This is a genomic window from Brenneria roseae subsp. americana (assembly GCF_003115815.1).
GTDB classification, from domain to species: Bacteria; Pseudomonadota; Gammaproteobacteria; order Enterobacterales; family Enterobacteriaceae; genus Brenneria; species Brenneria roseae.
The window spans coordinates 289,765-313,425 of sequence record NZ_QDKJ01000005.1; the positions used below are offsets into that span (position 1 = coordinate 289,765).

Consider the following 23,661-nt stretch of genomic DNA (forward strand, 5'->3'; position numbering starts at 1 on the left):
TTCAGATTAATTAACGGCGGGAGAGTAGAACACCGAGCACAACACCGATTGCTGCACCAATACCAACGCCTGTCCACGGATTTTCACGGACGTAATCGTCTGCGCATCCCACCGCTTCACGAGTCTGGCTGGCAATGCGCTCACCGGTATCGCTCAGGCGGGAACGGGTTTCTTTCAGGGCCGTTTCTGCTTTGCTACGCAGTTTATCCAATTCTGCTTTGGATTTATCGCTGGAGGTGCTTAATACTTCTTCAAGTGTGTCCGCCAGCGATTTTAATTCAGCGCGTAAAAATTCAGAATTTTGATCTTTAGCCATATTAAATAACCCTTAATGTTGTAATCCAGAGATTTAACTATAGCTGAAGTTTTGATTTATGCCTGTAAATCGAAGCACGGATAATTCTGATAACGTACTGTAAATTTTAGTAATTTATATTTAGGCTATAAATTAGACAATAATGATACCGAAGGGAAATTATATGTTCAGACGAAAACGGTAAATACTAATTCTCTTCTAACTCGCGTAATTCTTGTTCTGCTTCAGCCAGTTTCTTCTCCCGCACCAGGACTTTTTCGGCGTCGCCTTTTTGCCTGCTTTCGCTCAGCTCTTGCTTTCGCTCAGCCACTTTCTGTCGTTGCTCGGCGATTTTTTCCCGGCGCTCGGCGGCCAATCCTTCATCGGTACAGTGAGCCTTCACCTCCGCTAATGCTCTTTGCAACCCAGCGATTCGCGGGGCGTTTTCATATTGGCGTGCATGGTCGATCTGACGCTGGATTTCCTGCTCTTTTTGCAGGCAGCCTCCGGGGATGCTTTCCGCATTAGCCAGCGATATTCCAAAGGTTCCACATAATAAGGCGATGCCTAATACACGTATTTTCAAATCGTTACCCCAGTTTGGATTGTATCTGCGTAAGTTTTTGCTGCCAGAATGGTGTGGGTTTAGCCACTTGCAGCGTGGTGATGTTAACCTTGGATAATGACAGACGCAACACATCCCTGGCGGCGATGCTCTGCTCAGGAGAGGCGAGCCGGATAATCAGACTATCCTGCGCGGTCGTAATGCTTTTTATGGCAATGCCGCGTTCATTGAGTCGTTGATAAATATAAAATCCGTCCGGCAGCGCAGCTCCCTGATAAAGCGGCTTGATGTGCAGCATTGCATCGTTCTGATAGCGGTGCGGCGACTGGGTGATCGCGAGAATCGGTAGCATGACCAAGAGCAGCAGGCGCCATATTTTTTTATGGCGATGACCGCCGCCCTTCGGGCCGTCACTGCGTGACGTTGAAAAATGCTCCTGCGTTTTTTTATGATATAACCACCTGATCGACACAGTTAATTTCCTTTTTCTGCATTAGCGGTTCGTTTTTTACGCCAAAGCACAAATAACGAACCAAAGAGGCCGATAAACAGCAGAGCCAACGGCAGCATCATCAGGAAAAACATCAACTCGTCTTCGTATTTCAGGAATACGGGGGTTTTTCCCAAAGCAAAACCCAGTGAAACCAGAATCAATACCCATAGCAACGCACTCACCCAATTAAAGAACTGGAAACGCGCGTTGTTCAGACCCGATAAGCCGGCGATAGTTGGTAACAGTGTACGCACAAATGCCAGAAAGCGCCCGATCAACAAGGCGGAAAGGCCATGGCGATGGAAAAGCTGGTGCGCACGTTGATGATAGTGTGCCGGTAAGTGTGATAACCAACTTTGTACTATTCGTGTATTACCCAGCCATTTCCCCTGAATATAGCTGATCCAACACCCCAGACTGGCGGCAGTCGTCAACAATACGATGGTAAAGGGGAAGTTCATGGTGCCTTTGGCAACCAGCACACCAACCAGAATGAGCAGGCTATCTCCGGGTAAGAAGGCGGCGGGTAAGAGGCCGTTTTCTAAAAAGAGAATTAAAAACAGCAATATGTAGATAGTCCAGACCAGTTTGGGATCGGCTAAGATATCGAAATCCTGATGCCAGAGCGCGTGCAATAATTCTTTAATAATATCCATCCGGTATCCTAATACTGCTGCATTTCATTAAATCCGGCTCTATGAAAAGAGTCCGGTCATGATAAGGGTGACTGTGGTTCACCAGGCGGTCCGTTTCAACACGTTGTTATGGTTATGATACCCGTTATCTTTCACGTTGCAGGTGTGTTGGTTGCGTTACTCGGCCTCCTCCCTGGACCGCTCGCCCTTTCGGGCCGTGTTCAAATCACTGACTTGAAACTCACCGGTTTTTCCACTTGCCCCTTCCTGCAACCCGAAATCTATGTGGGTATGGATGCTCTCTGGTTCTGCGCCGCACCGATGATGATATTGAGTCTCTGGGCCGATTCCTTCCTGTGTCCGCGTCATCCGAACCGTGGGCGCGACCATCCAATGATGAATTGTCTGCCGTTAACGTATTTTGCACTCGAAGTCACGAATTAAGCGTAAGAAAAGCGCTCTAACTGTAACAAAATAGGTGTGGCTGAGACAGAAAAATATCACAGCAAGCAGGTGGATTTAAGGCGGTTTAGAAGGGATCATTGATATTTCTGCCATATTTTACACTCACTGACAGAAACCGACGCTTTTTGACTTTTTGCCCCCAATAAGGCGCCGGGGGCAATAGCGGGAAAAACGCTAGGATTTATTGGTATTTATCTGCTCCAGATGAACCACCGGGTTTTCGGAAAACATGTAGCGATCCACATTAAATTCAAAGTCATCCGTGGTGGCTCTGAACAGCATTTGCTTCGTATTTTCCAAATGTTGCCACATGGCCAGTTTGGCGGCATAAGGATCTTTGCGAATCAGCGCCTTGAGGATCTCATCGTGTTCTTCGTACCAGCTTTCGATTGATTTATCATCGATATGTTCGTGCAGCTTACGCCAGTATGGGTTGTGGATGCGCTGGCTCCACATTTTTTCAACGATGGTCGCCATCGCTGAGTTTTGCGTGGCGAGGGCCACCTGCACATGGAACTTCAGATCCCATTGCGAGTCGCGGAAGCGATCTTCCTGCCGGGCATGCTCCTGAATTTCCATCAAGAGCACAATATCTTGCCGGGTAACCTGGGTTGCCGCGAATTCAGCGATATTGCTTTCGATCAGTTGGCGGGCCTGAAGCAGTTCAAACGGGCCGGCGGTGACAAATTCAACGTCGCCATTATTGGGTAGCAGATTTTTCTGCTGGTTGGAAATGACATGAATACCCGACCCTTTACGAACCTCAACGTACCCTTCGACTTCCAGCATGATGATCGCTTCACGCACGACGGTGCGGCTGACATTCCATTCTTCAGAAATGTAGCGTTCTGCCGGCAATTTCTCGCCGACCTGATAAATACCGCTTTCGATACGCTGCTTTAATTCTGCGGCTAGCTGCCGGTATAAACGTCGTGGTTCTGTGAATTCCATAATGCCTGCTCTTAGATAGATGACGGTCCATGTGCGACGTCAGGGCCTGAAGTACTATCTTGTTAATTTTTGAGGAATGATTTGTTATACCACTTAATATTAACTGCAACTCATGCCGTTGTCACAGTTATCACCATCATCTTTTAAATTGCGGGTGAGTCGGCTGGCTTGTTTGTACTTCGCAGGAAAAACCACTCTATTTGTAAGAGAGAGATGGAATGCATTGCTTGATGTCGCGTTACAATAATTTGTCATACATCTTTGGATTGAGTGATACCAAAAAACCATCTTTTTAGGTGAAAATAAGCAAGTTTTTCCACAAAAACGCCTCTATTGGAGAGTTAATGGCAAAAATGCTGCAATGTTGTACCGTCTGTTAGATTTTTGCGATCATGGCCTCACTAATGCTGTGAGATATAGAACATAATTGGTGTGATATCTTTAAACGATCAACCAACGTGGTGTACAAGAAGCACGGAAAGGAAGAAAAACATGCCCCAGTTTCTTAATGAAGATTTTCTGTTAGATAGTGAATTTGCCCGTCGGCTGTATCATGAGTATGCCGTCGACCAGCCAATATTCGACTACCATTGCCATTTACCACCGGAACAGATTGCGGAAAATTATCGTTTCAAAAACTTGTATGATATCTGGTTGAAAGGCGATCACTATAAGTGGCGTGCAATGCGTACCAATGGTGTGCCTGAGCGTTTGTGTACGGGCGATGCCAGTGATAGGGAAAAATTCGAGGCATGGGCGGCAACGGTTCCTCACACTATCGGTAATCCGCTGTATCACTGGACTCACCTGGAATTGCGCCGCCCGTTCGGGATCGCTGGCACGCTGCTGTCGCCGTCAACGGCAAAAGATATTTGGGATCGCTGTAACGCGATGCTGGAGCGTGATGATTTCACTGCGCGCGGCATTATGCAGCAGATGAACGTGAAAATGGTGGGAACCACGGACGATCCGATTGACGATCTGCGCCATCACAAAACCATCGCGCAGGATGGGGATTTCCACATCAAAGTGCTGCCGAGCTGGCGCCCGGACAAGGCGTTCAATATTGAGCAGGCAACCTTCAACGATTACATGGCGAAGCTGGGCGAAGTGTCTGACACCGACATTCTCCGTTTCAGCGATCTGCAAGCCGCACTGACCAAACGGCTGGATCATTTCGCGGCCCACGGCTGTAAAGTCTCCGATCACGCGCTGGATGTGGTGCTTTTCGCCGAAGCGGACGAAGCCACTCTGGATAGTATTCTGGCTCGTCGACTGGCCGGGGAAGCGCTGAATGAACATGAAGTCGCCCAGTTTAAAACCGCTGTTCTGGTATGGCTGGGGGCGGAATATGCACGTCGCGGTTGGGTTCAGCAGTATCACATTGGTGCGCTGCGCAACAACAACCTGCGCCAGTTCAAACTGCTGGGGCCGGATGTCGGTTTTGATTCTATCAACGATCGTCCGCTGGCACAGGAGCTTTCGCGCCTGCTCAGCAAACAGAATGAAGAAAATCTGCTGCCGAAAACCATCCTTTATTGCCTGAATCCGCGCGATAACGAAGTCATCGCCACCATGACCGGCAACTTCCAGGGTGAAGGCATGCCGGGCAAGATGCAGTTCGGTTCCGGCTGGTGGTTCAACGATCAGAAAGACGGCATGCAGCGTCAGATGACCCAGCTGGCGCAGCTTGGTCTGCTGAGCCGCTTCGTCGGTATGCTGACTGACAGCCGCAGTTTCCTGTCCTACACCCGTCATGAGTATTTCCGCCGTATCCTGTGCCAGATGATTGGTCGCTGGGTGGAGGATGGCGAAGCGCCAGCCGATCTTCCGTTGCTGGGCGAAATGGTTAAAAACATCAGTTTTGATAATGCCAAAAACTATTTTGCCATTGAGCTGTAATACCGTTGGTGGGCCTCGTGTGGAGGCTCGCCGTTTAATGAGTTTTGGGCAAGGATGAAGGTGGTTTGAAATCAGCCGTGCCTGGAATGCGAGTGATCTCTGTCCTGAGGTAGCCTGTTAATGCAAACGTTAAATCGTCGTAATTTTCCCGGTCGTCAGCATCCGGATCGTGTCATTCAGTTTGGTGAAGGTAATTTTCTACGCGCTTTCGTCGACTGGCAGTTGGATTTGTTGAATGAGCATACCGATTTGGATGCCGGTATTGTTGTCGTTCGTCCAATCGATACGGATTTCCCGCCAGCGCTTGATACTCAGGACGGCCTGTATACCACTATTATCCGTGGCTTGAACGAACAGGGCGAAGCGGTACGCGAACCACGCCTGATTCGCTCCGTAAACCGCGAAATCAACGTCTATCGCCAGTTTGATGACTATCTGGCTTTGGCTCACGATCCGAACATCCGCTTTGTTTTTTCCAACACCACGGAAGCGGGGATCAGCTACAGCGCCGACGATAGCTTTAGCGATGCGCCTCCGACCAGCTTCCCGGCTAAGCTGACCCGTTTGCTGTATGAGCGTTTCCGTCATTTTGACGGCGCCGCGGACAAAGGCTGGGTACTGCTGCCTTGTGAACTGATTGACTATAACGGTGTTGCGCTGAAAGAACTGGTACTGCGTTATGCAAACCAGTGGGAACTGGCGCCCGCGTTTGTTACCTGGCTGAATGAGAGCAATACGTTCTGTTCAACGCTGGTGGACCGTATTGTCACGGGTTACCCGCGTGCAGAAGTCAATGAGCTACAGCAGGAACTGGGCTATCAGGATACCTTTCTGGATACCGCCGAATACTTCTATCTGTTTGTGATTCAGGGACCACAGTGGCTGGAAGAAGAATTACGCCTGAACAAGCTGAATCTGAATGTTCGCATCGTTGACGACATCAAGCCGTATAAAGAACGCAAAGTCGCTATTCTGAACGGCGCGCACACCGCACTGGTGCCGGTCGCGTTTCTGGCTGGTCTGGATACCGTTGGCGAATCGATGAATGATGCGCAGATTAGTCAATTTGTGGAAAAAACCATCGCGGAAGAGATCGTCCCGGTGCTTGACTTGCCTCATGATGAGCTGATGTCCTTTGCCCAGGCGGTGTTAAGCCGTTTCCGTAACCCCTTCATACAACATCAACTGCTGTCTATCGCGTTGAATGGCATGACCAAATTCCGTACCCGTATTTTGCCGCAACTGCTGGCTTATCGCGAACGTCAGGGTGAGCTGCCGCCGCGTCTGACATTCGCGCTTGCGGCACTGATTACGTTCTATCGTGGTGAGCGCAACGGCGAAAGCTATCCGTTGCAGGATGATGCGCATTGGCTGGAACGTTATTCCGCACTTTGGCGTGGAGTGAAAGACAACACCGTTAGTTTGAGTGAACTGGTGACTGTCGTATTAAGCGATGCCGGGCACTGGGAGCAGGATTTGACACAGGTTCCAGGACTGGCAGCGCAGGTAACACAACAGGTGCAAACGATCGTTGAGCGCGGTATGCGATCAGCGGTGGAAGATTATTGCTAACAGCAAAAAGGCGTATCCATGCAAAGCATCATAAAAATCCATTCTTTGGATAATGTGGCTGTCGCTCTGCGCGATTTGGAACAAGGTGAAACGGTGGCGGTGGAAGGGCATTCGGTCACTCTGCGGCAACCTGTGGTTCGCGGGCATAAGTTCGCGCTGGAAACCATTGCCCCAAGGGAGATGATAACCAAATACGGCCTGCCGATTGGTCATGCTCTGGTTTCGATTGCACCCGGTGAACATATTCATTCACAGAATGCCAAAACGAACCTGAGCGATCTGGATGAATATCAGTATCAGCCGGCGTTTATCGATCTGCCGCGGCAAATGCAGGATCGGCAGGTGCAGATTTACCGCCGCAAGAACGGCGATGTCGGTATTCGTAATGAACTGTGGATCCTGCCGACGGTCGGTTGTGTTAACGGTATTGCCCGTCAAATCCAGCAGCGTTTCCTGAAAGAAACGCAGGATGCGCAGGATATTGACGGTGTCTATCTGTTCAGCCACCCGTTCGGCTGTTCTCAACTGGGACAGGATCACGAGAACACGCGAACCATGTTGCAAAACATGGTCCGTCATCCGAATGCGGGTGCGGTACTGGTCATCGGTCTGGGATGCGAGAATAATCAGGTTGACGCCTTCCGCACTACGCTAGGTGAATATGATGCTGAGCGGGTCACCTTTATGATTTGCCAGCAGCAGGATGATGAAGTGGAAGCGGGTCTGGAACGACTGCACGCACTTTATCAGGCGATGCGTCATGACAAACGCGTACCCGGTAAACTCAGTGAACTGAAATTCGGTCTGGAATGCGGCGGGTCGGATGGTTTGTCTGGTATTACCGCCAACCCGCTGCTGGGGCGTTTCTCGGATTATCTGATCGCCAATGGCGGCACAACCGTTCTGACTGAAGTCCCGGAAATGTTTGGTGCTGAACGCATTCTGATGAGCCGCTGCCATGATGAAGTCACGTTTGAAAAAACGGTGCACATGGTCAATGATTTCAAACAGTATTTCATCGCCCACGATCAGCCGATTTATGAAAACCCGTCACCGGGTAACAAAGCGGGGGGGATTACGACATTGGAAGAGAAGTCTCTCGGTTGTACGCAAAAAGCCGGACAGAGCAAGGTGATGGATGTTCTGAAATATGGTGAGCGCTTACATACTCCCGGTCTTAACCTGCTTAGTGCGCCGGGTAATGATGCGGTTGCAACCAGTGCATTGGCGGGGGCGGGTTGCCATATGGTATTGTTTAGTACCGGGCGCGGCACGCCTTACGGCGGCTTCGTTCCAACCGTCAAGCTGGCGACCAACAGTGAACTGGCGAACAAAAAGCCGCACTGGATAGATTTTGACGCAGGCCGCCTGATTCACGGCATGCCGATGGATGAGTTGCTGGCGCAATTTATCGATCTGATTGTCGAGATTGCCGATGGGAAGCGGGCTAAGAATGAAATCAATGATTTCCGCGAGCTGGCGATATTTAAAAGCGGTGTGACATTGTAAAGCGACGATATTCTATTTAAAATAAAACGGCGTTTCATTTATTGACGCCGTTTTTCTTTTTTCCGCAGTAATTTTTTCAGAGGCAGGGATCATGACATCTTATTGGTTTGCCCAGTCTGTAGGCGTGTTTGCCTTTCTGGTCGGCATCACCATGTTTTTTAATCGTGACGATAAGAAATTCAAACTACAGCTTTCGGCTTACAGCGCCGTTATCGGGTTACACTTTTTTCTGATGGGCGCGAATGCGGCGGGAGCCAGTGCGGTACTCAATTCGGCCCGTACGTTGATCTCGCTAAAGACGCATAACATTGCCGTGATGTTTGTGTTCATTGCCCTGACGCTGGTGTTTGGCCTCTCCAACCTGAAACATGCCATGGAACTGTTGCCGATATTGGGTACGGTCGCCAGTACCTGGGCGTTGTTCCGTACTTCTGGTTTAACCACGCGCTGCGTCATGTGGTGCGCAACCGCCTGTTGGGTTGTGCACAATATCTGGCTGGGCTCGATAGGGGGGTCACTGATTGAAGGCAGTTTCCTGCTGATGAATGGTTTTAACATCATCCGTTTCCGGCGAATGCTGAAACGCGGTATCGATCCGTTCAAGATTGAGAAGAAAGAAACCGGAAAAGTTTGATAGTCTGTGGAACAAAAAACGTTTTTGTCATTCCCGCGAGGAAGCCTCTCCTCTCAGGTTACCGGTTAAAGCAAGTCCCTGCCTGAGCAGGGACGACAGATCGGTTACAGTATATTCAGACGCTCTTTTTCCGCCAGTTTTGCGTCTTCAGCTTCACAAACCGCCGCAATAAAGATCACGTCCGTTGAGGAGTTTACCGCGGTTTCAGCGGAATCCTGCAACACACCGATGATGAAACCAACGGCAACAACCTGCATGGCGATATCGTTTGAAATACCAAACATACTGCATGCCAGGGGGATAAGCAGCAGTGAGCCGCCCGCCACACCGGAAGCACCGCAGGCGCAGATTGAAGCAACCACACTCAGCAGCAGGGCTGTCGGTAAATCCACATGGATGCCCAGCGTGTTGGCTGCTGCCATCGTCAGCACGGTAATGGTGATGGCCGCGCCTGCCATGTTGATGGTCGCGCCCAGCGGAATGGCGACGGAGTAAGTATCCTCATTCAGATTCAATTTACGGCACAGTTCCATATTCACCGGAATATTGGCGGCGGAACTGCGGGTAAAGAAGGCGGTAACGCCACTTTCCCGCAGGCAACGGAGCACCAGCGGATAAGGGTTGTTGCGAGTTTTCCAGTATACAATCAATGGATTAACCCCTAGCGCAACCAACAGCATGCCGCCGATTAACACCATTAACAGATGCGCATAGCCCCACAGTACGCCGAACCCGGTTTCCGCCAGCGTTGAAGAGACCAGACCAAAGATGCCCAGCGGTGCGAAACGAATCACGACGCGGACAATGAAAGTAATGGCGTTGGAAGCATCGGTAATCATACTTTTGGTACTTTGGGAACCATGCCGGAAAGCGATCCCCAGTCCAATTGCCCAGACCAGAATGCCAATATAGTTTGCATTAAGCAGTGCATGAATCGGGTTGGCGATAATGCTCATCAAGAGTCCTTTAAGCACTTCGACAATCCCTGATGGCGGCGTGATATCCGCCGCCTGTGCATTGAGCGCCAACGTCGAAGGGAAGAGGGTGCTGAGCACCACGGCAACCAGCGCGGCTGAGAGGGTTCCGATCAGATAAAGCATCAGTATCGGACGAATATTGGTTTTTTGGCCTTGCTGGTGGTTGGCGATGGATGCCATTACCAACATCAGAACCAGTACAGGCGCAACGGCCTTCAGGGCGCCGACGAACAGCGTGCCTAACAACCCTGCTGCGATAGCAGCCTGTGTGGATACCGACGCCAAAATAATTCCGGCAATGAGCCCCAGAAGAATTTGTTGAACCAGACTACCTTGAGTTATGTACTGCAAAAAACGTGACTTATTCTTTTCCATAGTTTTGACGGTGTGACCGTTTCCGCTGAGTAGTTGTGTTTTACGGATGCATAACCTCTGGTGTCAATGATCACTGGGTTTTGTTCTATTACCCGTCATACTTCAAGTTGCATGTACGTTGGCTTGGTGACCCGGCAACTCGAATTATTCAGGGTATGTTCCGTAACGAAATGTGTTTGCGCGTATCAGTATATGAAAATTTGATAGCTGGAAAAGAGCAGATGCCGTTTTTTATGTCTTAAATCGGAATTTATTAATGCATCAGTCTCTCCATACTGCATGTATCTGGCACGGAGAGACCGAAAAGGCGAATTATTGTGCCGTGCGGCGGTTAACCCAAACGTTAATCAACAGGGTGAGGGTCAAAATTCCGGCGACCACGCCGAGCGAAATGGCAGTTGGAATATGGAAGAGATCAATCAACAGCATCTTGGTCCCGATAAAGACCAGAATCACGGCCAGCCCGTATTTCAGCAGCGAGAAACGTTCGGCTACGCCAGCCAGCAGGAAATACATGGCGCGCAATCCCAGGATCGCAAACAGGTTGGAAGTTAAAACAATAAAGGGGTCGGTTGTTACCGCAAAAATGGCCGGAATACTGTCGACGGCAAAAATCACATCGCTGATTTCCACCAGGATCAGCACCAGGAAAAGCGGCGTCGCGTACCAGAGTCCGTTGCGACGAATAAAAAACCTGTCGTTTTCGATAGTGTCGGTCAGACGCAGATGCCCGCGCAGCCAACGCACCACGGGCTTGTCGCCAATCGCGTTGCCATCCTCGCTGGCCAGCGCCATTTTGATACCGGTAAACAGCAGGAATGCACCGAAGACATACAGCAGCCACTGGAATTGGGTGACCAGCCAACTGCCGCCGAACACCATCAGCGTTCTCAGCACGATGGCGCCCAGCACGCCATAAATCAGAACGCGTCGCTGATATTGCGGTGGAATGGAGAAATAGCTGAAGAGCATCAGCCAGACGAAGACGTTATCGACGGCCAGCGCTTTTTCAATCAGATAACCCGTCAGGAAGGCCAGAGACTGGGCGTTGGCGACCTCGCGTCCCATCGTTCCATCCAGATGCCACCAGAAACCCGCATTGAACAGCAAAGAGAGCGCCACCCAAACAAGGGACCACGCGGCCGCCTGTTTGAATGTCATCACCGTAGACCCTTTTTTACCCTGATAGAGCAGGTCGATGAGCAGCATAACGATAACAATGGCAGCAAAGCTGCCCCATAACCACGGCGTGCCAATGGTGTGCATAGCGGTATCCTTTAATGAAAACAAAAACGGCCAACATCGGAAGACGCTGGCCGCTTTATCATCAAGCTGCAAATGAACCTCGCCTTCCGGCAAGGTCTCACTTACAACAGTAATGAAGTCGTTTCATTAAGTTGCCCGGTAACCGGGTGCGTTAGGCACCGTAATGACGATTAACCGGCAGGAAAGTTACTCCCCTTTGCTCGACAAACAATAGGTGAAAACTTGATCCGGGTCAAATAATTATCCCGGTGCCTTTTATGTCGAACGTTCCGCCGTCGCGGTATCGGCAGGAAAAATCACCCCGGTTTGTCGGCGGATTTCGGTTAATAACCCTGCCACAGCGCGTGAACGGGCGAGTTCCGCATGGTTCAGATGATTGACCGCCACCCGCGCGGCAAAGTTTTCCGCTTCATACAGCATGCTGTTGATGTGCTGCGGCTGGCTGAGATCGAGCGGTTTTCCATCACGGGGAATGAACATAATCCGCTGGCATTCCGACAGTTTCTCGATAACCAATGAGCCATCCTCACCCTGAATCTCACTGGCAATGGCAGAGTTGCTGACTTTTGAGTGAACAATGGTTACGTCAAAATCACCGTAATTCAAGATGATACTGCCATGCGCATCCACGCCGCTGTCCAACAACGTGGCGCTGGCCTGAACCGTGCCGGGTTCTCCCCACAGTGCGACGGCAAAAGACAGACAGTAATAGCCAATGTCCATAACGGAGCCGTTAGAGAACGCCGGGTTAAAGGTATTCGGGTTCTCGCCTGCCAGATATTTCGGATAGCGCGAAGAGTACTGGCAGTAGTTCAGCAGAACTTTGCGCAATCTGCCTACTTTCGGCAGCGCCTGCTGTACCACACCGAAATTCGGCAGGCTGGCGGTCTTGAATGCCTCGAACAGCACCACCTGATTTTCTCTGGCACAGGCGATCATCTGTTCCGCTTCATATCGGTTGGAAGCCAGCGGCTTTTCACAGATAACGTGTTTGCCATGGCGCAAAAAGAGCAGTGATTGTTCACAATGCAGTGAATTGGGGCTGGCGATGTAAACGGCGTCGATCAGATCGGATTCAGCCATTTCCTCCAGCGAGCCGAATAGCGCGTCAACCAGATAGTCTGCCTGATATTGCTGCGATTTCTCCGGGGTTCGTGAGTAGATTGCAGTCAGCTTCATTTTACCGGTTTCATGGGCGGCATCGACAAACTGACGAGTGATCCAACTTGTTCCTATAATAGCAAAGCGAATCATAAGCGTTTGGTATCCTGCTGACATCCGTGCGGAGTATCAGATTACCATGGTGAAATAACAAGACAATGTTACTGTTAATACAGCGGACGGCGTGCATTTTTCCGGCCAATCGAGAAAAGCATTTACTGGCGTGCGGTTTTAAGGGATAAACAGCGCAAATTTTATGACTCAGGAGAGGCGAATGAGCCAACTCGAACTGGAAACGCGTAGTCTGACCCTGGTGCGTTATCCTCAAGTGGCGGATAACTCGGCGCTACAGGCGTGGGAAGCGGCAGATGAATTCTTGCTGCGCGAGCTTTCTGCGATGGAAATCGCCCCTGGGCCCCGTCTGATTTTTAACGATGCTTTTGGTGCGCTGGCCTGTGGTTTACAGGCGCAGTCGCCCGTCAGCATCAGTGATTCTTACCTGAGTCAACTGGCGACGCGGCACAATCTGGCGTTGAACGATTTTGAAGAAGACTCGGTAGAGCTGTTGAATAGTCTGGATTTGTTACCTGCCGCGCCGGCTCTGGCGGTGATCAAAATTCCAAAAACCATGGCGCTGTTAGAACATCAGCTGCGTATGCTGCGCCAGGTGGTTACTCCGCAAACGCGGATCATCGCCGGGGCAAAAGCCCGCGATATCCATACGTCGACATTACAGCTGTTCGAACGCATTCTGGGGCCGACCAAAACCTCGCTGGCCTGGAAAAAGGCGCGTTTGATTCACTGTGAATTCGCTGAGCCAAACGTCAGTGAGCAATCACCAACTTATATTTGGGATTTGGAAGAATACGGATACCGTATCCATAACTATGCGAATGTCTTTTCGCGCAGCGGGTTGGATATCGGCGCGCGTTTTTTCATGCAACATCTACCACAACAGTTGCAAGGCAAAATTGTTGATTTAGGCTGCGGCAATGGCGTTATCGGGCTGGCGGCTTTGTCGGCCAATCCCGATGCGTTTGTCAGCTTTTTTGATGAATCCTATATGGCGGTTGCGTCCAGCAAAATGAATGTTGAGGTTAACTGTCCGCAAGACAACGAGCGTTGTGGTTTTGCCGTTAATCACGGGTTGGCCGGTGTGGGGCGCGATACGTTACAGGCTGTACTGTGTAATCCCCCGTTTCATCAACAGCAGGCGGTAACAGACCAAATTGCCTGGCAGATGTTTCTTGATGCGCGTCGTTGTCTCCAGGTCGGGGGGGAATTACGCATTGTGGGTAATCGCCATCTGGATTATTTCCATAAGCTGAAACGCCTGTTTGGCAACTGCGAGGTGATCGCCAGCAACGCCAAGTTTGTGGTACTACGGGCGGTGAAAACGGCGGCGTCTCGTTAAATCATATCGTCAATGCCAGTCGGGTGGCCTGTTCGATCGCCCGGCGCGCATCCAGTTCCTGGGCGATGTCGGCACCGCCAATCAGATGAACCCGACGTCCCGCGTCCTGTAGCGGTTGGTACAGGTCGCGACAGGGTTCCTGACCTGCACAGATAATGATGTTGTCTACGGGCAGGCACGTTGCCATCTGTTGGTGCACAATGTGCAATCCTTCATCGTCAATGTGTTCATAACTCACGCCGCCGAGCAGGGTGACGCCATGCCGGAGCAGATTGGCCCGATGGATCCAACCTGTGGTTTTTCCCAGACCTTCTCCTGGCTTACCGGCTTTGCGCTGTAATAACGTAATGTCTCTGTGCCCGCTGGGCGTCTGCGGTTTATGGCCCAACAGACCGCCACGTTGTTCAAGTCGGCGATCGATCCCCCATTCTTCGTAAAAATCGGCATGTTTGGGCTGACTGAGGTAGTGCGCGGTATCGAATCCAATGCCGCCTGCACCGATAATGGCAATTCGCTGCCCGACTGGTTTCTTATCCCGCAGTACGTCCAGATAACTTAATACCTTCGGATGTTCGATGCCCTCAATCACCGGAGTACGCGGCACAATGCCGCAGGCAAGGATCACGTCATCGAAATCCGTCAGGTCTGCCGCCGTCGCCCGGATACTCAATCGCACCGTAACGCCATGCAATGATAACTGGCGGCGGTAATAACGCAGCGTTTCATTAAATTCGTCTTTACCGGGGATCTGGCGGGCAATGTTGAATTGCCCGCCGATTTGTTCCGCAGATTCAAATAGCGTGACCTGATGACCGCGTCCGGCGGCGTTAACGGCAAACGCCATGCCCGCAGGACCCGCGCCGACCACGGCAAGCCGTTTTATGGTCTTCGCCGGCGTAACGGGCATGACGGTTTCATGGCAGGCCCGCGGATTCACCAGACAGGAGGTTAACTTGCCGACAAAAATCTGATCCAGACAGGCCTGATTACAGCCGATGCAGGTATTGATTTCATCAGCCCGCCCCTCAGCCGCTTTTTGCAACAGGGCCGCGTCAGCCAGAAATGGACGCGCCATCGAAATCATATCGGCACAGCCTTCGGCCAGTAGCCGTTCCGCGATCGCCGGATCGTTGATACGGTTGGTGGCGATTAATGGGATGCCCACTTTGCCCATCAGCTGTTTGGTTACCCAGCCAAAAGCGCCGCGCGGCACCAGCGTGGCGATGGTCGGAATACGGGCTTCATGCCAGCCGATACCGGTATTGATGAGCGTTGCCCCAGCCTGTTCTATGGCCCGGGCGAGTTGTTCAATTTCCTGCCAGCTCGATCCGCCCTCAACCAGATCGAGCATGGAAAGGCGATAAATGATGATGAACTCGCCACCCGTCACGTTCCTGACCGCCCGGACAATCTCCAGGGCAAAGCGGCTACGGCGCTGAAAATCGCCGCCCCATGCGTCATCCCGATGATTGGTTCGGGCGGTGAGAAACTGGTTAATCAGGTAACCTTCCGAACCCATGATCTCCACCCCATCATAGCCTGCCTGCTGTGCCAGAAAGGCGCAGTGTGCAAAATCGTCAACCGTCTGCTTTATCTCCGCGGGAGTCATCGCCAGCGGCATAAACGGATTGATGGGGGCTTGTAGCGCAGAGGGGGCAACCGGGTCAGGCTGGTAGCTATAGCGTCCGGCATGAAGGATTTGTAAAGCGATCTTGCCACCGGCTGCGTGAACCGCCTGTGTTACCGCACGATGGTGGGGTAACTGCGATGCGTTGTGCAACGTAGCGCCACCTTTTACAACCGCCCCTTTGGCGTTAGGCGCAATCCCCCCTGTTACGATCAGGCTTACGCCGCCAGAGACTCTTTCACGATAGAACGCCGCCAGTCTTCTTGTACCGTCGGGATGCTCTTCCAGACCCGTATGCATGGAACCCATCACCACTCGGTTTTTTAATGTGGTGAACCCCAGATCGAGTGGTGAAAACAGATGAGGGTAGGCAGTCATTGCAATCTCCGGCAGGTAATAAGCACAACTGGTCTGATGAGTTATTGCAATAAATCTAGCGGCAATTAGCTAAGTTGTGAAATTTTTGTTTTATTATTGTGATAAATATCATTCCGAACGATGTGGAAAAAGGCGGGCGCAGATAAGGATTCATCAGATTGTTTGTTGTCAGGGTCATGTGTCATTATAATTCGCCCGATAATCAATCGAAGGTACCTTTCATGTGGCTCGAAGAGTTGGAAACGCAGCTGGAAGAAGCATTGCAGGCGCTGGAGAGAAGCGTTCAACAGCAGCAATACCAGTGGCAACGTGACTGCCAACAGTTGCAGCAGCAACTGTTGTTGGCGAAGCAGCGTGAAGCGCAGCTTTCCTCACAGATTGAGCAACTGCTGACGCGACTGAACACGATGGATAGCTCACCGGAACGTAATCCGCTGCTACAGAAAGTAAAAATTATCAGCGCCCATCTCGATGCTTTGGCCAGGGATGCCTCCGAGTTCAGTCGTTCGCTTCCATAACTGGAACTGGCGGCGTGGTTGATGTGAAGTCAGTCATAATCGATTTAACGCAATTCTCCTTCTTCCTTACACAATTCCATCGTACTCTCCACAATTGATGCAAATGTGAAGTCATTACTTGCAGAGATTTACCCTTGCTCTAATTAACTGAAACTGTCAGGCCTATACTTCACCTCGATAGCGCGACAACCGTCGCCAAATAAGTTAAACCTGAGTGAGGGATATAATAATGCGTAAATTAGCAGCGATGCTGGTAGCTTCTTCTCTGGCGTTGAGCGCGGTGGGTATTGCCCATGCGAATGAAGCACCTAAAGGCCCGATGCCAGAATCCAGAATGATGAAAGACGGAAGGGCACATCATGGCATGGAGATGATGTTCAACGGACTGAATCTGACCGATGCGCAGAAACAGCAGATTAAAGAAATCAAAGATGCGTCTCGCGAAAATATGCGTAAGACCATGCAGGATGAACGCCGCGAAATGCATAGCCTGATCACATCCGATACCTTTGATGCGGCAAAAGCACAGGCGCAATTGGATAAAGCGGATGCAACGCGTAAAGCCAGGATCCTGAACGCGCTGGAAACGCAGAATAAGATTTATAACATTCTGACGCCTGAACAGAAGAAACAATACAGTGAGAATTTTGAAAAACGGCTGACTCAACCTCAACAGCCGAGACATGCTGGCAGGACCGCGCCCGCACCTGCCCAGTAAGTTTTTTATAGCTCAATAAACGTTTAAGACCGCCGGATTTCTCCATTGCTTGGCACTATTTTGCGATGGAGAGAGGTTCGGCGGTTTTTTATTTTTGGGAAACCATGCGAGCATATGTTCTGTTGCCGCGCTGGCCTACCTGCGGTTCAGATTCGCCAGCGCGGCTCTGCCCGATTTTTCACCCATTTCTTGACCTTCCTCTCACTGGAACGTCTATCCTTAGAAAGAATGAATGAGGGGGTGCGATGAAAAAATTGAATCTGTTAATTATGGCGGCCTTATTGGCGCCGCTCTGTACGTTTGCTGCGGATAGTGCCCACCTCGGGCATGGTTCTGAAGATAAAACGGAATCATCTCAGCAGGCTTATATGAAAGGGATGGATGAGATGCATGCCCGGATGATGGAAGGTATGCAGTCCAGCGATCCTGATATTGCTTTTGCCAAAGGCATGATTGCTCACCATCAGGGGGCAATTGACATGGCAAGGACAGAGCTAAAATACGGCAAAGATCCCGAGTTACGTCAGCTGGCGGAAGAGATAATCAAAGCTCAGCAGCCAGAAATCGATCAGATGCAGGCCTGGCTGGAAAAGCATGAAAAGCCATAATCATGCGTAATTTATGCGCATCGTTTCCGGGGGCAGGGTACGGATGGACAGCGGTAACATCGTACCGGGATACGGCCATTGATGACGATTCTAGGAGGTTATCAATATCCCAGACGATCGGGATATGCTGATGGCGTGAATAGCTCAGAAAAAACAAAGGAGCCACGCGGTTAACGTAACTCCTTGAAATTCTGGTGGCCCCTGTTGGGTTTGAACCAACGACCACTCGATTATGAGTTTTGAGTCACTTAAATCACTGTTTTTACTTGATATAGAAAAATCAGTAATTTATCGCTTTCTCACCCCCTCCAATATGCCCTAATATTACCCATAATTACCTATGTAAAATATCCCCGGCATATCCCCGGGGTTGGGGAGTAGATGGAAACCTTAAGGTTCACCAAAGCCGCTCTTATTGCGATCGAACCCGACCAGAACAAGCGTTTGGAATTCGCTGACAGTGTTGTGCAGGGTTTGCGCTTACGGGTTACGCCAACGGGCGTAAAGTCTTTCTGTGTGGCGCGGTACCGAGATAATAAATTCATCCGGGTGACGCTGGGACGCTTTCCCGATCTGACCGTCGATAGTGCCAGAACCAAAGCGCTGGAATTACTTGGCGAGGTGGCGGCGAACGGCAAGAACCCAAATGTTTTAAAGCGTGCAAAGAACAAAAGCACGGTAACACTGGAAGAAGCAATTAATACCTATATTCATAACCGCGGCCACCGCCTCAAAGCAGCAACAGAACATCAATATAGGGCAACGCTCAATAACTTCTCTGGTGACTGGATGAAACAGCCGATGACTAATATCAGCCGTGAGCGAGTAGAGAACCGACATAAAGCCATTACAGCAGGCACCGTGTGGTTTGGGGTTGATAAAAGCACTCTGCGTTCTGGTGTGGGTTCTGGCAGTAAAGCACAGGCAGATTTATGGGCGAGGGCTTTACGCGCTGTTTACCGCTTCTCTTACGATCATTACCGGGATGATGAAGGGAAAACATTGCTTCCTGAGCCGCCTACAATGGTGTTGAGCACTAAACGCCAGTGGCATGGAGCGGTCAGAAAAACGGAGCGTATCCGTACCCATGATTTAGGGCGATGGTTGAAAGCCGTTGATACCGTCAGAGCGAGAGCCACAGAAACCCGGGATGATATTGCGGTGGCTATGTGTGACGCGATTGATACAGCCTTATTTACCGGCCTGCGCCGCTCGGAGGTTTTCGGGCTGACGTGGGACAAGGTAAATATGGGCGGGCGGTATTTCTGGATTGATACCACTAAAAACGGCGATCCTTTGGAATTGCCCATTACCGGAACCTTACTAAAGATATTCCGGCGCCGTCTCCAACTGAAAGGAGAAAGGGATATGCAGGTTTTCCCTGGTCGGAACGGTGGGGTTATTCAGGAGCCGCGCAGGGTGATTGCGCGTATTGTTGCTGCCACTGTTCCAGAGCCTAATCCTGATGGCCTGCCGGCGATTGAATTCAAATGTCACGATGCCCGTAGGACATTTGGGACAGTGGCGGAACTGGCTGGAGTTGGCTCTTATATCCTTAAACGCCTCATGAACCATAGAACGCTGCGTAGTGCTGATGTAACGCAAGGGTATCTTCATTTCGGCGCTGACGAATTGCAGGAACCAGCCAGAAAGATAGAACAGGCCATTCTTGAATATGCCGGGCTGGTGGAAAAGGCCGCTAATCTTGATGCCCAGCTATTGGCTGTAATAGGAGCTATGGCGGATGAAGATAAGCGAAAGATGTTGTTTCAATTCCTTAATAATCCAGCAGATGGCAAGAAAACATGAAAACTTATTCAGAACGTCAGTTAACTTCAACCACATATGAATTTATTGATGCTTGTTGCTACTGGGTTGATTTTGATAACAACACGAAGAATAGAGCAGAAGAAAGGGCCAAATCTCATGAGTTTACCTTTGTAAGCAACATCACGCGCGAGCCATTATCTAAGGAAAGAGCACTTGAATGTATGTTAGATGGTCGGTTTGTATTTGAGTATGAAAAAATTAACTCGGTATGCCCGGACGCTAATGAAATTTTTAAAGCAGCATGTGTGCTTCACCTTTATGGGCACGATGAATTGAGTAATAAACTACTTATTCAGGCGTATCAGAAATTAATTGATAACCAATCAGATCATGTGAAACTGAGTGGCATTGAAGAGGTTATTAAGTCATCGAGGCAAAAAACGATATCGTCTAAGCCCCGTAAACCTTATTACCGAGAAGAGGCGCTACGTATAGCTAAGTTAACGTGGGAAAAACATCCCGGAGCTAGCAAAAAACGTATGTGTGAAAAGTTACGGGATCATTTTGACGGTAAGGTGAGCATTAAAAGTATCGATAATTGGATAAAGAAAGAAAAAATCCAACCCCCCCAACCGAAAAAATACACAAGTTTTAACTTAATATTATCGTAGCTATGAGTAATAGCCGGTTATTGCTTACCCAATAGCCGGATGCTGGGCTACCTAACACACCGAGTAACGCCCATAGTTTCACCGTTGTTACCTAACTGACACGGTGAAGCGTTATGAATGTTATTGAAACAAAAACCACTAAATTTACCCGACCAGAAGCCGCCGATTATATTGGCGTGAGTCCGAGAACGTTGGCGAACTGGCATAGTTCTGGGCGTGTAAAAATTCCCTTCTATAAAGTCGGTCGCAAGAAAACGATCTATCTGAAATCGGATTTAGATGACTATCTGGCGTCGGTTCGGCAGTGTGCGTGAGGTGGCGAATGGATGAAATGAAAAACGCCCGTGCTACCGAGCGTCAACTTGAACAAATAAAACCTGCTGCGCAAACTAATATTGCTGGTGGATATGATAGCCAGCCAGAGCGGATAAGACCAGTCCCCAAGAAGCATAAGGCGAGGCTGATGATCCTTTATTCCGGTGATGCTGGTATTACCGAGAATGAAATTCTGCGCCAGTGTCGTTTATCATCTGGCCGAAATTATCTTACTGATCTTGAGCGCCGCCTTAATATTCAATTTGAACGTATTGATGAGCCTAATACGGATGGTATCGGTAGCCATTATCGCTATCGCTTCACAAAACGCGCTGATGTTCAGCAAGTTATTACCCTGGTGAACGCTTGCGCGGTGACGAACGGACACCAGCCACTTACCCAGCAGGAAATTAACCATATCCTGAGCCTATACCCGGATTACGCCGCCAGCTAACGGAGCCTGATAATGACATCAAAAAATAATGACCTTAACGGTCAGGGATTCGCTCACCCTGAAAACAGCCAGAGCGATATTTTCAAAACCAGTGAACAGGATATTTCTGTTATCAATTTTGAGGGTATGAAGGTGCGGATCGTGAACATTCATGGTGAGCCGTGGTTTATTGCAAAAGATGTTTGCGACGCACTGGAGGTAGTCAACTCACGGGATGCTTTGACAGCGTTAGACCCTGATGAAAAGAATACTGTAGCTTTAACCTACGGTATTCGAGGCAACCCTAACCACGGGGCTGTTTCCGAGTCCGGCTTCTACAAACTGATTGCCCGCAGTCGGAAAGCCACCACACCCGGCACGCTCGCCCATCGCGTTAGTACTTGGGTATTCCGTGAGGTTATACCGTCCATTCGTAAAACCGGCTCTGACGGTGTGCCGTGGGCATTCCTGCATGACTTCACGCGCCGTAAGCAATCCTATCTAAAGCAAGCCAGTAAGAAAGGCCGCGATCTGCAAGCCTGCAAACAGCAGAAACGGCACTTAAGCACGGAAGAAGAACAATTATGGCGTGAGTATCAACCAGCCTTACCACTGGCGGGAGGTAACGCTCATGATTAATTACCTTCATATCATCAACACTGCGCACACTGTACGCAAAAACCGCTTGCCGTTTGCTGCGAACATGGGCTATGGTCATATGGCACCAGCAAAATCTGGTGTCGGGATTGGCGTCCTGAGCATTCTACTGGCGACACATGACGCGCCAAGCGTCTTTTTTTGTGCCGTTAGCCTGACACACCCTTTTTCTGGGCGTTGGTATATAATCCGACGCCTTTCAAGAGTAATGGTGGCTCAGGCGGGGGAACCGCAAGGTTCGCCGGTATCCAGTAGAGCCGGTTACGCCAACCCCGTCTGGGCTACCACCAGCGAAATTGGCGTTTCCGGTGGTAGCGTTACCCGCTATCTACTGGAGGCTGATACATGTCGGCTACTACCCCTACCCAAAAACCGCAATTTGTTTGGCTTATTGCCGCCGTTCGTCGTGACGGTGCGACGATCACCCCTGTTATCCACCATATCCCTGCTGTTTCTGAGCGTGAAGCCCGCCGCGTGTTGGTTCGTGATTATGTCTGCTTTTTCGCTGGTCGCCTGCCCGTTCAGGAGGTGCGCTATGTTCGATAACACCCCGTTAGCGCTCGAAGAAATTATCGACCAATGCCGTGCGCTGGCCTACGCCGCTGTTAATACCGATGAGCCACAGGCGCGTGAAATCCTGCTGTTTGTCCTGCAAGAGCGTATCGATCAGCTGTACCGCACCAGCCAGGAAGAACCAGCACAAGCGGAGGTGTCCCATGCCTAATAATGCGCAAAACGCAGCCGCTAACCCGTTCAAAGGCATGGCGATGAATGCCGAGGATGCGATCACCAATATTGCCGGATTGTTGAACGCGGGCATGTTCCTGATGAACACAGAACGCCACCGTAGCGTGGGTATTGAGTTAAGCGACATCGCCCATGATTACGCCAGTGAGGTTTCTAAAGGGGGTTGCGATGCCTAACCAGACCCCAACCATTACTGCGACATTAAATGTCGCCCCTGATTTCACTGGCCGTGTGCTGGTGTATGTGAAGAACGGGGAAGTGGAGCGTGATATGCCGCTTTCTGATGACCAAATCGCATTAACCGTAGATGGTTTTATCGATCTCGCAAAGCGTGCGGGCTGGCATGTGGCGCTAGCAGGAGAAACAAAGTGAACAAGATCCTTCCCTTTCCCACACTGGCGGAGCAATCCGCCCCCCATCGTGTTGATGCGCTGCCAGAGGGGATACGCATCATTCATCAAGGCGCTGCCAGTCAAGGTGGTGAGGCATTGCTGATAATGTTTGATGAAGCTGTTTCCCGTCTGGATAGTGATTTTTACGATAGCGAATGGCTGGCCGGTATTCAGGTTCTCAGGGCGCTGACTGATGCCGTTATTCATGGTTATTTCAAGCCCAGTGACAGGCAGCAGCTGATTTTATGGCGCTGGTTCGTGTCCGTGAAATTTGTGCTCGACCAGGAGCAGCTTAACGGCCATATCACCGTGTCAGACGGCAAAGGTGGTGAAGTCGCCGCCACGCTGTATCGCGGAAAATACGGCTCTATCCCTATTTATCCCTGGTCGGAGCGTTCCGCGATCGCCAGTGTTGTGGAAGGTGGGCTGATGGAGTGTTACGGCACCGAAGAGGGGATACGCAACGCGTTGACGTTTTACGTCGCCATGATCGACTTCAGAACCGGTGAACTTACCGATATCGGGCGCGGAGTGATGGCGACCTTACACGACAGAACGATACAGGCAATCAAGATGAATGAGTTTCCGCCGACACCCACGGCGCACTGAGGGC

27 protein-coding genes and 1 pseudogene are annotated in these 23,661 nt (G+C 50.4%); 19 read left to right on the forward strand and 9 right to left on the reverse strand.

The features are described 5' to 3' along the window. Positions 1 to 10: 10 nt before the first annotated feature. The 5 genes from B4923_RS08740 to exuR form a co-directional block, all read right to left on the reverse strand. Entirely contained in the window at positions 11 to 316 is a 306-nt protein-coding gene (locus B4923_RS08740) for an ElaB/YgaM/YqjD family protein (RefSeq protein WP_109053954.1), read from the reverse strand. 187 nt (positions 317 to 503) lie between these two features. Next, positions 504 to 881 carry a DUF1090 domain-containing protein gene (locus B4923_RS08745; RefSeq protein WP_342752513.1) on the reverse strand — a complete coding sequence of 126 codons (378 nt, stop codon included), beginning with the start codon at positions 879 to 881 and terminating at the stop codon, positions 504 to 506. A gap of 4 nt (positions 882 to 885) precedes the next feature. Beyond that, positions 886 to 1,212 carry an EnvZ/OmpR regulon moderator MzrA gene (gene mzrA / locus B4923_RS08750; protein WP_109054005.1) on the reverse strand — a complete coding sequence of 109 codons (327 nt, stop codon included), beginning with the start codon at positions 1,210 to 1,212 and terminating at the stop codon, positions 886 to 888. A gap of 122 nt (positions 1,213 to 1,334) precedes the next feature. Further along, entirely contained in the window at positions 1,335 to 2,009 is a 675-nt protein-coding gene (locus B4923_RS08755; protein WP_109053956.1) for a DedA family protein, read from the reverse strand. 618 nt (positions 2,010 to 2,627) lie between these two features. After that, on the reverse strand, positions 2,628 to 3,404 hold the full coding sequence (exuR, locus tag B4923_RS08765) for a transcriptional regulator ExuR (RefSeq protein WP_109053958.1): 777 nt from the start codon (positions 3,402 to 3,404) through the stop codon (positions 2,628 to 2,630). 492 nt (positions 3,405 to 3,896) lie between these two features. Here exuR and uxaC point away from each other — a divergent pair, with 492 nt between their 5' ends. The 4 genes from uxaC to B4923_RS08785 all read left to right on the forward strand — a co-directional run bounded on the left by uxaC (position 3,897) and on the right by B4923_RS08785 (position 9,021). Next, a complete protein-coding gene (gene uxaC, locus B4923_RS08770) occupies positions 3,897 to 5,306 on the forward strand; it encodes a glucuronate isomerase (RefSeq protein ID WP_109053959.1) in 1,410 nt (469 codons plus the stop codon). Between the two features lie 120 nt (positions 5,307 to 5,426). After that, the gene (locus B4923_RS08775; RefSeq protein WP_109053960.1) at positions 5,427 to 6,878 is read left to right on the forward strand and encodes a tagaturonate reductase; all 1,452 of its coding nucleotides are present in this window, start codon (positions 5,427 to 5,429) and stop codon (positions 6,876 to 6,878) included. Between the two features lie 18 nt (positions 6,879 to 6,896). Then, positions 6,897 to 8,387, forward strand: a complete 1,491-nt coding sequence (locus B4923_RS08780) for a UxaA family hydrolase (protein WP_109053961.1) — start codon at positions 6,897 to 6,899, stop codon at positions 8,385 to 8,387. Between the two features lie 91 nt (positions 8,388 to 8,478). After that, on the forward strand, positions 8,479 to 9,021 hold the full coding sequence (locus B4923_RS08785) for a YgjV family protein (RefSeq protein WP_109053962.1): 543 nt from the start codon (positions 8,479 to 8,481) through the stop codon (positions 9,019 to 9,021). Between the two features lie 104 nt (positions 9,022 to 9,125). On the opposite strand, the gene sstT is transcribed toward B4923_RS08785, so the two are convergent. The 3 genes from sstT to B4923_RS08800 form a co-directional block, all read right to left on the reverse strand. Continuing rightward, the gene (gene sstT, locus B4923_RS08790; RefSeq protein ID WP_109053963.1) at positions 9,126 to 10,373 is read right to left on the reverse strand and encodes a serine/threonine transporter SstT; all 1,248 of its coding nucleotides are present in this window, start codon (positions 10,371 to 10,373) and stop codon (positions 9,126 to 9,128) included. Positions 10,374 to 10,685: 312 nt separating this feature from the next. Continuing rightward, positions 10,686 to 11,639, reverse strand: coding sequence for a TerC family protein (locus B4923_RS08795; protein WP_109054006.1), 954 nt, complete (start codon positions 11,637 to 11,639; stop codon positions 10,686 to 10,688). Positions 11,640 to 11,894: 255 nt separating this feature from the next. Continuing rightward, positions 11,895 to 12,893, reverse strand: coding sequence for a Gfo/Idh/MocA family protein (locus tag B4923_RS08800; protein WP_109053964.1), 999 nt, complete (start codon positions 12,891 to 12,893; stop codon positions 11,895 to 11,897). Between the two features lie 181 nt (positions 12,894 to 13,074). Between B4923_RS08800 and rlmG the strand changes: the two genes are divergently transcribed. Next, complete coding sequence (gene rlmG / locus B4923_RS08805; RefSeq protein ID WP_109053965.1) at positions 13,075 to 14,214, forward strand: 23S rRNA (guanine(1835)-N(2))-methyltransferase RlmG; 1,140 nt, start codon at positions 13,075 to 13,077, stop codon at positions 14,212 to 14,214. A 1-nt stretch (position 14,215) separates the two neighbouring features. On the opposite strand, the gene B4923_RS08810 is transcribed toward rlmG, so the two are convergent. Then, complete coding sequence (locus B4923_RS08810; RefSeq protein ID WP_109053966.1) at positions 14,216 to 16,219, reverse strand: NADPH-dependent 2,4-dienoyl-CoA reductase; 2,004 nt, start codon at positions 16,217 to 16,219, stop codon at positions 14,216 to 14,218. A 221-nt stretch (positions 16,220 to 16,440) separates the two neighbouring features. Here B4923_RS08810 and B4923_RS08815 point away from each other — a divergent pair, with 221 nt between their 5' ends. From B4923_RS08815 to B4923_RS08875, 14 genes and pseudogenes are all read left to right on the forward strand, one after another. Further along, positions 16,441 to 16,737, forward strand: coding sequence for a hypothetical protein (locus tag B4923_RS08815; RefSeq protein WP_109053967.1), 297 nt, complete (start codon positions 16,441 to 16,443; stop codon positions 16,735 to 16,737). A 229-nt stretch (positions 16,738 to 16,966) separates the two neighbouring features. Further along, positions 16,967 to 17,455 (forward strand): ATP-independent periplasmic protein-refolding chaperone Spy, encoded by a 489-nt coding sequence (gene spy, locus B4923_RS08820; RefSeq protein WP_109053968.1) that lies wholly within the window; start codon positions 16,967 to 16,969, stop codon positions 17,453 to 17,455. 245 nt (positions 17,456 to 17,700) lie between these two features. Continuing rightward, the gene (copM, locus tag B4923_RS08825; protein WP_109053969.1) at positions 17,701 to 18,063 is read left to right on the forward strand and encodes a CopM family metallochaperone; all 363 of its coding nucleotides are present in this window, start codon (positions 17,701 to 17,703) and stop codon (positions 18,061 to 18,063) included. A 381-nt stretch (positions 18,064 to 18,444) separates the two neighbouring features. Beyond that, complete coding sequence (locus tag B4923_RS08830; protein WP_109053970.1) at positions 18,445 to 19,872, forward strand: integrase family protein; 1,428 nt, start codon at positions 18,445 to 18,447, stop codon at positions 19,870 to 19,872. Then, on the forward strand, positions 19,869 to 20,504 hold the full coding sequence (locus B4923_RS08835) for a hypothetical protein (RefSeq protein ID WP_109053971.1): 636 nt from the start codon (positions 19,869 to 19,871) through the stop codon (positions 20,502 to 20,504). Before B4923_RS08830 ends, B4923_RS08835 begins: the two co-directional genes overlap by 4 nt. A gap of 113 nt (positions 20,505 to 20,617) precedes the next feature. Then, positions 20,618 to 20,818 (forward strand): helix-turn-helix domain-containing protein, encoded by a 201-nt coding sequence (locus tag B4923_RS08840; RefSeq protein WP_109053972.1) that lies wholly within the window; start codon positions 20,618 to 20,620, stop codon positions 20,816 to 20,818. An 8-nt stretch (positions 20,819 to 20,826) separates the two neighbouring features. After that, entirely contained in the window at positions 20,827 to 21,273 is a 447-nt protein-coding gene (locus tag B4923_RS08845; protein WP_109053973.1) for a hypothetical protein, read from the forward strand. 12 nt (positions 21,274 to 21,285) lie between these two features. Continuing rightward, positions 21,286 to 21,891 (forward strand): BRO-N domain-containing protein, encoded by a 606-nt coding sequence (locus tag B4923_RS08850; protein WP_109053974.1) that lies wholly within the window; start codon positions 21,286 to 21,288, stop codon positions 21,889 to 21,891. A 79-nt stretch (positions 21,892 to 21,970) separates the two neighbouring features. Further along, a pseudogene (locus tag B4923_RS08855) lies at positions 21,971 to 22,228 on the forward strand (ash family protein); the annotation flags it as partial. 26 nt (positions 22,229 to 22,254) lie between these two features. Beyond that, complete coding sequence (locus B4923_RS21075) at positions 22,255 to 22,455, forward strand: host cell division inhibitor Icd-like protein (protein ID WP_205558028.1); 201 nt, start codon at positions 22,255 to 22,257, stop codon at positions 22,453 to 22,455. Beyond that, positions 22,445 to 22,633: a hypothetical protein gene (locus B4923_RS08860; RefSeq protein WP_109054007.1), complete on the forward strand. Its 189-nt coding sequence runs from the start codon at positions 22,445 to 22,447 to the stop codon at positions 22,631 to 22,633. The genes B4923_RS21075 and B4923_RS08860 overlap by 11 nt, the downstream gene beginning before the upstream one ends. Beyond that, complete coding sequence (locus tag B4923_RS08865) at positions 22,626 to 22,832, forward strand: hypothetical protein (RefSeq protein ID WP_109053975.1); 207 nt, start codon at positions 22,626 to 22,628, stop codon at positions 22,830 to 22,832. The genes B4923_RS08860 and B4923_RS08865 overlap by 8 nt, the downstream gene beginning before the upstream one ends. Then, positions 22,825 to 23,028 (forward strand): hypothetical protein, encoded by a 204-nt coding sequence (locus tag B4923_RS08870; RefSeq protein WP_109053976.1) that lies wholly within the window; start codon positions 22,825 to 22,827, stop codon positions 23,026 to 23,028. Before B4923_RS08865 ends, B4923_RS08870 begins: the two co-directional genes overlap by 8 nt. Further along, a complete protein-coding gene (locus B4923_RS08875) occupies positions 23,025 to 23,657 on the forward strand; it encodes a hypothetical protein (protein WP_109053977.1) in 633 nt (210 codons plus the stop codon). The genes B4923_RS08870 and B4923_RS08875 overlap by 4 nt, the downstream gene beginning before the upstream one ends. Positions 23,658 to 23,661 lie beyond the last annotated feature (4 nt).

Bases quoted from the DNA above. Each gene is read 5' to 3' on its own strand.
- B4923_RS08740 (WP_109053954.1), bottom strand. From the start codon at position 316: ATGGCTAAAGATCAAAATTCTGAATTTTTACGCGCTGAATTAAAATCG.
- mzrA (WP_109054005.1), bottom strand. From the start codon at position 1,212: ATGCTACCGATTCTCGCGATCACCCAGTCGCCGCACCGCTATCAGAAC.
- B4923_RS08755 (WP_109053956.1), bottom strand. From the start codon at position 2,009: ATGGATATTATTAAAGAATTATTGCACGCGCTCTGGCATCAGGATTTC.
- exuR (WP_109053958.1), bottom strand. From the start codon at position 3,404: ATGGAATTCACAGAACCACGACGTTTATACCGGCAGCTAGCCGCAGAA.
- uxaC (WP_109053959.1), top strand. From the start codon at position 3,897: ATGCCCCAGTTTCTTAATGAAGATTTTCTGTTAGATAGTGAATTTGCC.
- B4923_RS08775 (WP_109053960.1), top strand. From the start codon at position 5,427: ATGCAAACGTTAAATCGTCGTAATTTTCCCGGTCGTCAGCATCCGGAT.
- B4923_RS08780 (WP_109053961.1), top strand. From the start codon at position 6,897: ATGCAAAGCATCATAAAAATCCATTCTTTGGATAATGTGGCTGTCGCT.
- B4923_RS08785 (WP_109053962.1), top strand. From the start codon at position 8,479: ATGACATCTTATTGGTTTGCCCAGTCTGTAGGCGTGTTTGCCTTTCTG.
- sstT (WP_109053963.1), bottom strand. From the start codon at position 10,373: ATGGAAAAGAATAAGTCACGTTTTTTGCAGTACATAACTCAAGGTAGT.
- B4923_RS08795 (WP_109054006.1), bottom strand. From the start codon at position 11,639: ATGCACACCATTGGCACGCCGTGGTTATGGGGCAGCTTTGCTGCCATT.
- B4923_RS08800 (WP_109053964.1), bottom strand. From the start codon at position 12,893: ATGATTCGCTTTGCTATTATAGGAACAAGTTGGATCACTCGTCAGTTT.
- rlmG (WP_109053965.1), top strand. From the start codon at position 13,075: ATGAGCCAACTCGAACTGGAAACGCGTAGTCTGACCCTGGTGCGTTAT.
- B4923_RS08810 (WP_109053966.1), bottom strand. From the start codon at position 16,219: ATGACTGCCTACCCTCATCTGTTTTCACCACTCGATCTGGGGTTCACC.
- B4923_RS08815 (WP_109053967.1), top strand. From the start codon at position 16,441: ATGTGGCTCGAAGAGTTGGAAACGCAGCTGGAAGAAGCATTGCAGGCG.
- spy (WP_109053968.1), top strand. From the start codon at position 16,967: ATGCGTAAATTAGCAGCGATGCTGGTAGCTTCTTCTCTGGCGTTGAGC.
- copM (WP_109053969.1), top strand. From the start codon at position 17,701: ATGAAAAAATTGAATCTGTTAATTATGGCGGCCTTATTGGCGCCGCTC.
- B4923_RS08830 (WP_109053970.1), top strand. From the start codon at position 18,445: ATGGAAACCTTAAGGTTCACCAAAGCCGCTCTTATTGCGATCGAACCC.
- B4923_RS08835 (WP_109053971.1), top strand. From the start codon at position 19,869: ATGAAAACTTATTCAGAACGTCAGTTAACTTCAACCACATATGAATTT.
- B4923_RS08840 (WP_109053972.1), top strand. From the start codon at position 20,618: ATGAATGTTATTGAAACAAAAACCACTAAATTTACCCGACCAGAAGCC.
- B4923_RS08845 (WP_109053973.1), top strand. From the start codon at position 20,827: ATGGATGAAATGAAAAACGCCCGTGCTACCGAGCGTCAACTTGAACAA.
- B4923_RS08850 (WP_109053974.1), top strand. From the start codon at position 21,286: ATGACATCAAAAAATAATGACCTTAACGGTCAGGGATTCGCTCACCCT.
- B4923_RS21075 (WP_205558028.1), top strand. From the start codon at position 22,255: ATGTCGGCTACTACCCCTACCCAAAAACCGCAATTTGTTTGGCTTATT.
- B4923_RS08860 (WP_109054007.1), top strand. From the start codon at position 22,445: ATGTTCGATAACACCCCGTTAGCGCTCGAAGAAATTATCGACCAATGC.
- B4923_RS08865 (WP_109053975.1), top strand. From the start codon at position 22,626: ATGCCTAATAATGCGCAAAACGCAGCCGCTAACCCGTTCAAAGGCATG.
- B4923_RS08870 (WP_109053976.1), top strand. From the start codon at position 22,825: ATGCCTAACCAGACCCCAACCATTACTGCGACATTAAATGTCGCCCCT.